General features: G+C 39.6%; 10 protein-coding genes. 9 read left to right on the forward strand and 1 reads right to left on the reverse strand.

The annotated features are described in order from the left end of the window. Positions 1 to 161: 161 nt before the first annotated feature. A complete protein-coding gene (locus ACYFX0_RS27825; protein ID WP_000425770.1) occupies positions 162 to 1,115 on the reverse strand; it encodes a 1,4-dihydroxy-2-naphthoate polyprenyltransferase in 954 nt (317 codons plus the stop codon). Between the two features lie 194 nt (positions 1,116 to 1,309). On the opposite strand from ACYFX0_RS27825, the gene ACYFX0_RS27830 reads away from it, so the two are divergent. From ACYFX0_RS27830 to ACYFX0_RS27870, 9 genes are all read left to right on the forward strand, one after another. Beyond that, positions 1,310 to 2,704: an isochorismate synthase gene (locus tag ACYFX0_RS27830; RefSeq protein WP_000616702.1), complete on the forward strand. Its 1,395-nt coding sequence runs from the start codon at positions 1,310 to 1,312 to the stop codon at positions 2,702 to 2,704. Then, complete coding sequence (gene menD, locus ACYFX0_RS27835) at positions 2,701 to 4,455, forward strand: 2-succinyl-5-enolpyruvyl-6-hydroxy-3-cyclohexene-1-carboxylic-acid synthase (protein WP_001059211.1); 1,755 nt, start codon at positions 2,701 to 2,703, stop codon at positions 4,453 to 4,455. The genes ACYFX0_RS27830 and menD overlap by 4 nt, the downstream gene beginning before the upstream one ends. Continuing rightward, positions 4,452 to 5,264, forward strand: a complete 813-nt coding sequence (gene menH, locus ACYFX0_RS27840; protein WP_001103352.1) for a 2-succinyl-6-hydroxy-2,4-cyclohexadiene-1-carboxylate synthase — start codon at positions 4,452 to 4,454, stop codon at positions 5,262 to 5,264. The genes menD and menH overlap by 4 nt, the downstream gene beginning before the upstream one ends. A gap of 68 nt (positions 5,265 to 5,332) precedes the next feature. Then, the gene (menB, locus tag ACYFX0_RS27845) at positions 5,333 to 6,151 is read left to right on the forward strand and encodes a 1,4-dihydroxy-2-naphthoyl-CoA synthase (protein WP_000963887.1); all 819 of its coding nucleotides are present in this window, start codon (positions 5,333 to 5,335) and stop codon (positions 6,149 to 6,151) included. 562 nt (positions 6,152 to 6,713) lie between these two features. Next, positions 6,714 to 8,159, forward strand: coding sequence for an o-succinylbenzoate--CoA ligase (locus ACYFX0_RS27850; RefSeq protein ID WP_460272028.1), 1,446 nt, complete (start codon positions 6,714 to 6,716; stop codon positions 8,157 to 8,159). Further along, the gene (gene menC, locus ACYFX0_RS27855; protein ID WP_106082364.1) at positions 8,159 to 9,265 is read left to right on the forward strand and encodes an o-succinylbenzoate synthase; all 1,107 of its coding nucleotides are present in this window, start codon (positions 8,159 to 8,161) and stop codon (positions 9,263 to 9,265) included. The genes ACYFX0_RS27850 and menC overlap by 1 nt, the downstream gene beginning before the upstream one ends. A 199-nt stretch (positions 9,266 to 9,464) precedes the next feature. Further along, entirely contained in the window at positions 9,465 to 10,163 is a 699-nt protein-coding gene (locus ACYFX0_RS27860) for a response regulator transcription factor (RefSeq protein WP_000822507.1), read from the forward strand. Further along, positions 10,156 to 11,262 carry a sensor histidine kinase gene (locus ACYFX0_RS27865; RefSeq protein WP_000002603.1) on the forward strand — a complete coding sequence of 369 codons (1,107 nt, stop codon included), beginning with the start codon at positions 10,156 to 10,158 and terminating at the stop codon, positions 11,260 to 11,262. Before ACYFX0_RS27860 ends, ACYFX0_RS27865 begins: the two co-directional genes overlap by 8 nt. 82 nt (positions 11,263 to 11,344) lie before the next feature. Continuing rightward, entirely contained in the window at positions 11,345 to 12,205 is an 861-nt protein-coding gene (locus ACYFX0_RS27870) for a D-Ala-D-Ala carboxypeptidase VanY (protein WP_000759400.1), read from the forward strand. Positions 12,206 to 12,441 lie beyond the last annotated feature (236 nt).

The raw sequence follows: 12,441 nt of genomic DNA on the forward strand, positions 1-12,441 counted from the left end.
CTCCTTCTTACCCCGCTATTTGCCGGGCAGTAAAACTCCCACCTACAAATTCGGCTGGAGCAAAGAAGCTAGGTGAGAGATTAACTGCCCGTAAACGCCCGATTGGTGAGGGCTGATAATCAGTGGAAATGAACAACCCCTCCATTGATTAAAGTTTCACTTTATAGGAAATATCCAAGTAATAATCCGATTCCCATTAGGAAACCGAAGATTGTATTTGTTTTTGCTGTTGCAATCATCGCAGGTACCATTTCCATTGGAATGCTTTTGCCGATAAAGCCTTTCGTCGCTTTAAATGCTTTCGGTGCACTTAAAAATACGATAAGCATCCATGGTGATACGATGCCCACGATAATTAAAGCAATTGTCCAAATGTAGGAAACGATGAACATCGAAGCAAGTACACCAACAGCTCTTTCACGTCCAACGAGAATTGCTAACGTTTTACGACCGTTTTCTTTATCGCCATCCAAGTCACGAATATTATTAGCTAGTAAAATGGCACCAATTAAAATGGAGCTTGGAATAGATAGTAAAATGACTTCTGATGTTACAGTGCCAGTTTGAATAAAGAATGAAATCCCAATAATAATGACACCCATAAATAATCCGGCTGTCAACTCTCCAAATGGTGTATATGCAATTGGAAGTGGGCCACCTGTATAAAGGTAAGCAACGGCCATACAAACAAGACCGATTGCAGCAAGCCACCAACTAGAATTCATACAAATATAAACACCTAATAGTATTGCGATGCCGAAAAATCCAAATGCTAAGTTAAGCACTGTTTTTGGCTGAATGCCATCGCGAACGATAGCGCCGCCGATACCAACTGAACCTTCGTGATCAAGTCCTCTTTTATAATCAAAGTATTCATTAAACATGTTTGTTGCTGCTTGAATGAGAAGACAAGCAAGAAGCATCATAAGGAAAAGAGGAAGATGTATTTGATTTATACCTCCGACCTGCATCGAATATGCTGTTCCGATGAAAACAGGTACGAAAGCGGCTGTTAATGTATGGGGACGTAGTAAACTCCACCAGATGCGCCAGCCTGTTTGCTTACTTGGCTTTGGCGCCGTAGGAGAGGAATTCGTTTTGACGTTCATTTCCATGTTGAATCCTCCTTTGGTCACATATTGTACACAACTAAGTGTAGAAAAAGCATCATTTAGTGTCAACGTTTATTTTCTAGGAAGAGAAGGTGAATTTCTCAGAAATGCTAAACGTTGACAGGCCTTTCGTTTGAGGTGTATCTTAAAATCAAGCGTAATTATGACTATTTTTCGCCCATAGGGGGGAGACAATTGTGATTCAAACGAAACAAATAGGCTTGCAAGAAGCTCTTAGTGCAGCCATTAAGCGTGCAACTGATGAAAAAATATTGGTTAGCTTCGTAAAACAAATAGACTGGATGGATCCGCTTCTGTTTTATGCAGCAGGAAAAAGGATTGCATTCGAAAATAGATGTTATTTTGCAGACCCGGCTCAGCATGTAATATTTGCTGGAATTGGCTCTGTTTTCACTATAGCAACTGCTTCTCACAAACGCTTTCAAACTGCTCGTGACGAGTGGGATAAAGTAAAAGAGAAAGCATTTGTACAAAGAGAAAAATACGAATTTGGAACAGGTCCTCTTTTATTTGGTGGATTTTCATTTGACCAAGAAAAAGAGAAAACGGACTTATGGAAAGAATTTGATGATACGACATTTTCACTACCAGCATTTTTATTAACTGTAAAAAATGAAAAAGCATGGTTAACGATGAATACATTTGTCTCAGCAACAGATTGTGCAGAGACTCTTTCTAACGAAATGATTTCTTTAGAAGAGAAAATTTTTTGGGAGAGTAAATGTGCATTAGAAGGATCGAAATTAACAGTTACTTCTAAAGTAGAAGTGGATCCGAAAGGCTGGATGGAGGCCATTGAGAAAGTACAAGATGAAATGAAGCTGGGGAACGTGCAGAAGGTTGTATTAGCGAGGGAGTTAAAAGTAGAGATGGATCATCATATTGATTCTGCTCTTGTCTTAGAAGCACTTCGCATTGGGCAACCGGATTGTTACGTATTTTCTTTTGATTATAAAGGAGCATGCTTCTTAGGAGCGACGCCAGAGAGGTTAATTCGCAAAGAAGATGAGAAGTTTACTTCGATGTGTCTTGCTGGTTCAACTGGTCATGGTCAATCTATAGAAGAAAGTAAGCGAAATAGTAATGCGCTTCTTCATGATGAAAAGAATTTAGCTGAACACGGTTATGTTGTGAATATGATTAGGTCGGTATTAAATGAGCACTGCGAATCCGTTAATATTCCGGAAAGTCCGGGCTTATTAACAACGAAAAACTTAATTCATTTATATACGCCTGTAGAGGCAAAAGGCGATGCGAGTCTTTTAACAATGGTAGAAGAATTACATCCAACACCAGCTCTTGGCGGGACACCTCGTTTGGAAGCGATGAAACTGATTCGTGATGTTGAATTGTTAGACAGAGGATTATATGGCGCACCGATTGGCTGGATAGATGATGAAGGAAATGGTGAGTTTGCGGTTGCACTCCGCTGCGGGTTATTAAATGGCGAGAAAGCATCCTTATTTGCCGGTTGCGGGATTGTAATTGATTCTGTACCGCAACTTGAATATGAAGAAACAAGTTTGAAGTTTAGACCGATGCTTGGTGCTTTGGAGGAATTAATGAAATGAACAATCATATAGAAGCATTATCATATTATTTAGGCGCGTTCGTGGATGAACTGACGCGTCTAAATGTATGTGATGTTGTCATTAGTCCAGGCTCACGGTCAACGCCGATAGCTCTACTAATGGAACAACACGAAGGAATGAACACATATTTACATGTAGATGAAAGATCTGCAGGATTTTTTGCGCTCGGTATCGCAAAAGCGAAAAAACGTCCTGTTGCATTATTGTGTACATCAGGAACGGCAGCAGCTAATTACTATCCAGCTGTATGTGAAGCTTTTCATTCACGAGTGCCGCTTATCGTCTTAACGGCAGATAGACCGCATGAATTAAGAGATGTCGGTGCACCACAAGCGATGAATCAATTCAATTTATACGGTACATTTGTGAAGCAATTTACAGAGATGGCTCTTCCAGAAGCGAGTGAAGCGATGTATCATTACGCTCGCATGACAACGCAGCGTATGATAGCGAATGCTTGTTTAGCGCCGCAAGGACCTGTTCATCTTAATTTTCCAGTACGCGAACCGCTTATCCCGGATTTCTCATTAGAAGGTTTATGGGATAAAGGACGCGGGGAATATACAGGAGTAGTTCAGCAAGGGAACGTGACGATGCCGAGTGAATATGTAGATTCGCTTGTAGGGCGCCTTTCACATATGGAGAAGGGGCTTATTATTTGTGGAGACGATAGTCATTCAGAACTCGCAGCATTTGCGGCAGAATTAGCTGAAAAAACTGGATATCCAATATTGGCAGATCCGCTTTCTAATATTCGTAGCGGACATCACGATAAAACGATGGTAATCGACTGTTATGATACATTTTTACGAAATGAACTGTTAAAAGAAACGTGGAAGCCAGAAGTTATGATTCGCTTTGGTGGTATGCCTGTTTCCAAATCATTAACGCAGTTCATAAAAAAACAAACGAAAGCAGTTCATATCGTTGTTGATGAATCTGGACAATGGAGAGATCCAGCTCTCGTTGCGACAGAAGTTGTCCAAGCAAATGATATTGTATTTTGCAGTGCATTAATAGAAAAAATGCCAGTTATGAAAAAGAATGATTGGTTCGGAATGTGGCAACATATAAACGAAAAAACGAAGGAAACGCTTCGTGAAATGGAAACATATGATACTGCATTTGAAGGGAAAGTTATTACGGATATTGTCCGCGTACTACCAGACGGGGCAACATTCTTTGCGAGTAATAGTATGCCAATTCGTGATACGGATTCATTCTTCTTCACATTGGATAAAAATATTCAAGTTATGGCAAACCGCGGTGTGAATGGGATTGATGGCATCATTTCGACAGCTTTAGGAGCGAGCATTATTTGCGATCCGCTCGTATTAGTGATCGGTGATTTATCCTTTTATCACGACTTAAATGGACTGTTAGCCGCGAAATTACATGAATTAAATATAACAATTGTCGTTGTAAATAATGACGGTGGCGGTATTTTCTCATTCTTACCACAGTATGAGAAAAAGGAACATTTCGAATCATTATTTGGAACACCAATTGGTCTTGATTATGAACACGTTGTTAAAATGTACGGTGGTTCATTTAGCCGTGTAAATGGTTGGGAAAGCTTCCGAGAAGAGGTACAAAAAGGAACGACTACAGAAGGTTTACACGTTGTGGAAATTTGTACGAACCGTGATGAAAACTTAATATTGCACCGGACATTATGGGCAAAAACGATGGACGTGATTACTACATCTTTACAAGGTGAATCGAAATGAACGTAACGCTGCAAGGTGTATCGTATGAATATGAAGTAGTCGGAAGTGGGGAACCACTTCTACTTCTTCATGGTTTTACGGGAAGCATGGAAACGTGGCGTTCTTTTATCCCTTCATGGAGCGAGCAGTTTCAAGTTATTGTAGTAGATCTTGTTGGGCATGGAAAAACAGAAAGTCCCGAAGATGTGAATCATTATGATATTCGAAATGCGGCATTGCAAATGAAAGAACTACTAGATTACCTTCATATTGAAAAAGCGCACGTACTTGGCTATTCAATGGGCGGTAGACTGGCGATTACTCTGGCATGTCTATATCCAGAGTATGTACATTCTCTTTTATTAGAAAATTGTACAGCTGGGCTTGAAAGTGAAGAGGACCAAAAAGAACGTTGTGAAAAGGATGAGCGACTTGCTGATAAAATTGAGCGAGAAGGCATCCGAAGTTTTGTATCAATGTGGGAAAATATTCCGCTATTTGAAACGCAAAAAAGTTTAGCAAAAAACGTACAAGAAGCAGTGCGAAAAGAACGACTTGCTAACAATCCCAAAGGACTTGCAAATAGTTTGCGCGGCATGGGAACAGGGGCTCAGCCTTCATGGTGGGATGAGCTACACAACTTGAAAATGCCTGTTCTTTTAATGAACGGGGAGCATGATGAAAAGTTCTTTCGCATATTAAAAGATATCGAAAAATGCGTCTCTGACGCGAAATTTGTCAAAATTGATGGTGCTGGCCATGCAATTCATGTGGAACAACCGGAAAAGTTTGATACAATAGTAAAGGGATTTCTAAAAACTATGCAGTGATACTTTTTTCAGCAAGAAGGAAGCCACGCTTATAGATGAAATCAGAAATATACAAGGAGGTAGTTGTAATGGCTATTGAATGGGTAAAAGAAGGCAATTACGAAGATATTATTTATTCAACATACAATGGTATCGCAAAGATTTCGATTAACCGTCCTGAAGTACATAACGCATTCCGTCCAAAAACGGTAATGGAGTTAATCAACGCTTTTGCACACGCTCGTGATGATGCAAATGTTGGCGTTATCATTTTAACAGGTGAAGGTGGACGTGCATTCTGTTCTGGCGGCGACCAAAAAGTTCGCGGTCATGGTGGATATGTAGGTGACGACCAAATCCCTCGTTTAAACGTATTAGATTTACAACGTCTAATTCGTGCAATTCCTAAACCAGTTATCGCAATGGTAGCAGGTTATGCAATCGGTGGAGGACACGTACTTCATATCGTATGTGACTTAACAATCGCTGCAGACAACGCTGTATTCGGACAAACAGGTCCTAAAGTAGGAAGCTTTGACGGTGGATATGGAGCTGGTTACTTAGCTCGTATGGTAGGCCACAAGAAAGCTCGCGAAATTTGGTACCTATGTCGTCAATACAGCGCTGGGGAAGCACTTGATATGGGCTTAGTAAACACTGTAGTACCATTAGAAGAGCTTGAAGCAGAAACAGTACAATGGGCACAAGAAATCTTAGCAAACAGCCCAATGGCACTTCGTTTCCTAAAAGCTGCATTCAACGCAGATACAGACGGTCTAGCTGGTATTCAACAACTAGCTGGAGATGCAACGTTATTGTACTACACAACTGACGAAGCAAAAGAAGGTCGCGACGCGTTCAAAGAAAAACGCAGTCCGGACTTCGGTCAATTCCCTCGTTTCCCGTGATCAAAAGCGAAAGCGGCTCGCTTAGAATGTGAGGGGGATGGAGCTTCTGACGTAGAGGCGTTTTTTGCCTCGTAGGAAGAAGTGAAGCCACCGAACATTCTAGCCGCTGTAGCTGGATGAAACCAAAAGCAGAAGCGGCTTGCTTAGAACAAGAGGGTGTTGGAACTCCTGACGAAGAGGCGCTTTTTGCCTCGTAGGAAGGCGTGAAACGACCGACTGTTCTAGCCGCTGTAGCTGGATGAAACCAAAAGCAGAAGTGGCTTGCTTAGAACAAGAGGGTGTTGGAACTCCTGACGAAGAGGCGCTTTTTGCCTCGTAGGAAGGCGTGAAACGACCGACTGTTCTAGCCGCTGTAGCTGGATGTTTTAAAAGCGGAGCCGACTGTTTAGCCCCGTTGGCTAAGGTTCTTTCGCACAGAAAGTGTTTTTTACTTTCTCGTGCGGAAGGTTCTTAGACGGAAGGGGCTAGGAGGCGCAGTTGGATAAGATCAAACCGGAAACAAAACAACTAAGAGACTTGATGTCATATCAGGTCTCTTTCTTTCATGAAAGGAGAATGAGTAATGGAGACGATGCCTAATTGGTTAATGCAGCGTGCATTTTTAACACCAGATCGCACTGCAATTGAAATAGAGGAAGAGAAAGTTACTTTCTTGCAGCTACATGAAAAAGTAGTATCTGTTTGTGAACACCTCACGCATGTTGGAGTGAAGCGAGGGCAAAAGGTGGCTGTTCTGATGAAAAATGGTATGGAGATGATTACAGTTATTCACGCCCTATCTTACGTAGGTGCAGTAGCTGTACTTCTAAATACACGTCTTTCAAGAGAAGAGCTACTTTGGCAAATGGATGATGCTGAAGTTGTTTGTTTAGTGACGGATCAACAGTTTGATGCTAATGATGTTCCTGTCTATTCATTCGCTGAAGTGATGCATGGACTGAAGGTAGAAGCATCTATACAAGAAGAATTTTCTTTAGAAGAAGCGATGACAATTATTTATACGTCTGGGACGACAGGAAAACCGAAAGGCGTTATTTTAACATACGGTAATCATTGGGCAAGCGCAGTCGGTTCTTCGCTTAATTTAGGACTTCGTGATGATGATTGCTGGTTAGCTTGTATGCCGATGTTCCATGTTGGTGGGCTATCTCTTTTAATGAAAAATATTATGTACGGTATGCGTATTTTACTCGTTCCGAAATATGATGCTGATTTTATTCACAACGCACTTCAAACGAGGGGCGTTACGATTATTTCTGTCGTTTTTAAAATGTTAACTGATTTATTAGAGAGACTTGGAGAAGGGACATATCCAGCTTCTTTACGATGCATGTTACTTGGCGGAGGACCCGCGCCGAAACCGTTATTAGAGACGTGTGTGGAAAAAGGAATCCCTGTGTATCAAACGTATGGTATGACAGAAACGTCTTCTCAAATTTGTACGTTATCAGCGGATTACATGTTAACGAAAGTTGGCTCGGCTGGAAAACCATTATTTCAGTGCCAACTTCGTATTGAAAAGGACGGCGTAGTAGTGCCGCCACATGCGGAGGGCGAAATTGTAGTAAAAGGACCGAACGTAACAGGCGGTTATTTTAACCGTGAAGATGCGACGCGTGAGACAATTCAAAACGGATGGCTTCATACGGGTGACCTCGGTTATCTAGATGAAGAAGGCTTTTTATACGTATTAGACCGCCGCAGCGATTTAATTATTTCTGGCGGAGAGAATATATACCCAGCTCAAATTGAAGAAGTGTTACTCTCTCATCCGGCAATAGCGGAAGCCGGTGTTGTTGGTATATCTGATGATAAATGGGGACAAGTGCCAGCTGCTTTTGTTGTGAAAAGTAGAGAGATAACAGAAGAAGAAATTCTTCATTTTTGCGAGGAGAAATTAGCGAAATATAAAGTGCCGAGGAAAGCATGTTTCTTAGAGGAATTACCACGTAACGCTTCGAAAAAATTGTTAAGACGAGAGTTAAGACAATTAGTGGAGGAGATGTAGTGGAAATAAAAAAAGCGACACTGTATATAACGGAAATGCCACTCGTAATCCCGTTTGCTGCGAGCTACGGGACTTACGAAAAGCGTGAGAGTATTGTTATTGAATTAGAGGATACAGACGGGTACATCGGATTTGGGGAAGTCGTTGCATTTTCTGAACCGTGGTATACGGAAGAAACGGTGAAAACAGCACTACATGTACTGCAAGACTTTTTGTTACCTGATTTATTAAAGGCTGAAATTTCTCATCCGAATGAGGTACCGGGTCTATTTCAACATATAAAAAGAAACCGAATGGCAAAAGCCGGAATAGAGGGGGCTATTTGGGATTTATATGCGAAGCGTCAAAAGAAATCGCTAGCGACAGTTCTTGGAGGAGCTAGCCCTGAAATTGAAGTCGGCGTTGTAATTGGGATCAATACAATTCCGGTTATGTTAAAACAAATAGAGAAGTACGCGGAAGAAGGATACAAGCGTTTTAAAGTGAAAATAAAGCCAGAGCATGATTACGAATTATTGAAAGAGATTCGTAAAGAGTTTCCGAGTATCCCGCTAATGGCAGATGCGAATTCAGCGTATACATTAGCGGATACGGAGAGGCTGAAACGACTAGATGAATTCCAATTAATGATGATTGAACAACCGTTAGCGGACTACGATTTTCTTGATCATGCACAGCTGCAGAAGAAGATTGAAACGCCGATTTGTTTAGATGAAAGTATCCATAGTTTAGAAGATGCGCGCGTTGCGATTACGCTTGGTAGTTGCCGCATCGTTAACATTAAGCCAGGGCGAGTGGGCGGATTAGCAGAATCGGTTCAAATTCATAATTATTGCATGGAACATAACATACCAGTTTGGTGCGGTGGTATGGTGGAGATGGGGATTTCACGAGCGCAAAATGTTGCTCTTGCTTCATTACCTAACTTTACGATTCCAGGCGACATATCTGCTTCTAGTAGACATTGGCAGAGGGATATTATTTCACCGGAAGTGACGCTTGAGGGCGGGAAAGTGATGGTGCCGCAAAGCTTTGATGCTGAGTATGAAGTAGATCGCGGAAGGCTGGCGGAAATCACGAAGCAGCGGATTGTGTTTGAACGGTAAATGGAAGTTTCATTAGGATGCCCGCAAGTAGCGAGAGGATTTTGTCGTTCATTGTCGGTAAGTCGATATATTTCAATAATCGCTGATATAATTTTATTTACCAAGGTTACTGTAACGAGTAGCCTTTTCGTATTGTACAAATTGGATAGACTAGTTTACAATCGAGCGTATAAAAATGGAATCAAAAAGGGGGAGTAAAATGAAGCGCATTTCAATTTTAATAGCTGATGATGAGGCGGAAATTGCTGACTTAATAGAGATACATTTAGAAAAAGAAGGGTACCATGTTGTGAAAGCAGCGGATGGGGAAGAGGCGGTTCATATTATTGAAGCGCAGCCAATCGACTTGGTAGTTTTAGATATTATGATGCCGAAAATGGATGGTTATGAGGTGACGCGTCAAATTCGCGCGAAACATCATATGCCAATTATTTTTTTAAGCGCGAAAACTTCGGACTTTGATAAGGTGACAGGTCTTGTACTAGGTGCGGATGATTATATGACGAAGCCTTTCACACCGATAGAATTAGTTGCACGTGTAAATGCACAACTGCGTAGGTTTTTTACGTTAAATCAACCGAAAGTAGCGGAGAGTAAATCTGCTTTAGAAATAGGCGGAGTCGTAATTAATCCTGAGCGCAGGACGGTTGATGTGTATGGTGAGCAAATTGAATTAACGCCGAAAGAGTTCGATATTTTATATTTATTAGCGAGTCATCCGAAGAAAGTATACAATGTGGAAAATATTTTTCAGCACGTATGGGCGGATGATTATTATGAAGGTGGAAATACAGTAATGGTACATATTCGTACTTTGCGGAAGAAACTTGGAGAAGATAAAAGAAAGGATAAATTAATAAAAACAGTGTGGGGAGTAGGTTATACTTTCAATGGCTAATATGATGAAAAGTTTTCGATTTAAAATGATTGCCTTATTTGCGTTAAGTATGGTGCTTGCAGCAACTGTAACTTATATAATTTATAAAGGATTGCAGCTGTATTATAAAACAATGGTTCGCTACGAAGAGCCTTTAGCACAATTTAGGTCAATGGTAAGGGAATTTGGAGACATTAACTTCTTTTTAATTTTCTTTATTCCGTTGTCTATTATCTTTTTCTTCTTTTTGACAAAACCGTATTTAAAATACTTTGATGAAATTTCTAATGGGATTCATCATCTTGCGAACGGTAACTTTACGAATAAAGTTCAAGTTTCATCAAATGATGAGTTTGGAAATATCGCGCGTGAAATAAATGTTGCAAGTGAAAAGTTAAAAGAAGCTGTTGAAAGAGGAGATTTTGCTGAAAGTAGTAAAGATCAGCTTGTTGTAAATTTAGCTCATGATTTAAGAACGCCATTAACATCCGTGTTAGGATATTTAGATTTAATTCTTAAAGATGAAAATTTAACAAAAGAACAAATTAAACATTTCTCCACAATTGCATATACAAAATCGCAAAGACTGGAAAGTTTAATTGATGAGCTATTTGAAATTACACGTATGAATTATGGCATGCTAAAGCTGGATAAAAAGCCGATTGATATAAGTGAGTTACTTATACAGTTAGAGGAGGAATTGTATCCGTTATTAGAAAAACATCATTTAGAAGCTAGATTGAATGTGGACCCTCATTTACCGATGCACGGTGATGGAAAATTGTTAGCTAGAGTATTTGAAAACTTGTTAACAAATGCCGTTCGTTACGGATATGATGGGCAATTTGTTGATATGAATGGGTATGTTGATAATAGAGAAGTTGTCGTACAAATTATGAATTATGGAGATAGCATTCCAGAAGAAGATTTACCGTATCTTTTTGATATGTTTTACACAGGTGATAAAGCGAGAACTGAGAACCGTGGCGGGACAGGCCTTGGACTATTCATTGCGAAAAATATTGTCGAGCAGCATAATGGTACGATTTCTGCTGAAAGCAATGTAGTTAGAACGATATTTGAAGTACGATTGCCAAAAGACGAGAATGTAACAATTTAATAAAAATTTAAACTTTACCCCACTTTTTATTTTAATAGTTTTTTCTATTCTATACGTAAGTTACGTTAAGGAGGAACTAGAAATGAAAAAGTGGGTATTTATTTCTTTTTTTATAGCATGCACAGTATGTGTAGGCGTTTATATATCACCTTTATTTCAAAAGGAAATCGATGTTAAAATTGTCGGGAAAGATGAGCTAGTAAAGGCGGCAAACACTGAGAGGAAAGAGATTACGAAGGAACAAATTTATAAGGGTGATTTATTATTAGTTAACAGGGATTATCCAGTAAAAAAAGATAGTATTAGGTCTGATATTATAAATATAAATCATAATAGTGAATTAGTAAGAGGCTATGTAATATTTGATAGAAATCTTCGTTTATCAAAGGATGTTGTGAAAAAGTTTTTGAACGTTGTCGATGCGGCTGGAAAAGAAAGTGTTAACCATTTTTTGATTAGTAGTGGTTATAGAGATTTCCAAGAGCAAAAACAGCTATATGAAAAAATGGGATCTGATTATGCACTTCCAGCAGGATACAGTGAACATAATTTAGGATTATCACTGGACATTGGGTCTACTCAAAAAAAAATGGAGAAAGCGCCTGAAGGAAAATGGATTGAAGAGAACGTATGGAAGCATGGCTTTGTATTACGTTATCCGAAAAATAAAAGTAACATTACTGGAATTCAATATGAGCCATGGCATATCCGTTATGTCGGCCTACCTCATAGCGCAATTATGCAAAAAAAGAATTTTACACTAGAGGAATATTTAGAGTTTTTAAAAGAGGAAAAAGAGGTTTCAACTGAAGTAGAAGGTAAGAAATATACTGTTTCTTATTATAAAGTTTCTGAGAATACGAAAGTGAACGTTCCAGCAAACAAGCAGTATGAAATTTCCGGTAACAATATGGATGGGGTTATTGTGACGGTTCAGGAATAGAGAAAAAGGCTGTGCCATTTGGGACAGCCTTTTCTTATATAAGAAAGGAATTGACGTTTTTTGTCGGTAAATCGATATTCTTTGTCGAATCGTTGATATATTTTGAGTTACGATAGATATAATTAAAAAATCGTTGATATATTGTAAGTTATGATAGATATATTCGAAAAATCGTTGATATAATTTCCTGTACTATCAACATTTTGGAGGAGCATCTTTTTATTTACTTTTAAACA

The organism is Bacillus sp. NEAU-Y102, from assembly GCF_054788175.1.

Bases quoted from the DNA above. Each gene is read 5' to 3' on its own strand.
- ACYFX0_RS27825 (WP_000425770.1), bottom strand. From the start codon at position 1,115: ATGGAAATGAACGTCAAAACGAATTCCTCTCCTACGGCGCCAAAGCCA.
- menD (WP_001059211.1), top strand. From the start codon at position 2,701: ATGAACAATCATATAGAAGCATTATCATATTATTTAGGCGCGTTCGTG.
- menH (WP_001103352.1), top strand. From the start codon at position 4,452: ATGAACGTAACGCTGCAAGGTGTATCGTATGAATATGAAGTAGTCGGA.
- menB (WP_000963887.1), top strand. From the start codon at position 5,333: ATGGCTATTGAATGGGTAAAAGAAGGCAATTACGAAGATATTATTTAT.
- ACYFX0_RS27850 (WP_460272028.1), top strand. From the start codon at position 6,714: ATGGAGACGATGCCTAATTGGTTAATGCAGCGTGCATTTTTAACACCA.
- ACYFX0_RS27860 (WP_000822507.1), top strand. From the start codon at position 9,465: ATGAAGCGCATTTCAATTTTAATAGCTGATGATGAGGCGGAAATTGCT.
- ACYFX0_RS27865 (WP_000002603.1), top strand. From the start codon at position 10,156: ATGGCTAATATGATGAAAAGTTTTCGATTTAAAATGATTGCCTTATTT.
- ACYFX0_RS27870 (WP_000759400.1), top strand. From the start codon at position 11,345: ATGAAAAAGTGGGTATTTATTTCTTTTTTTATAGCATGCACAGTATGT.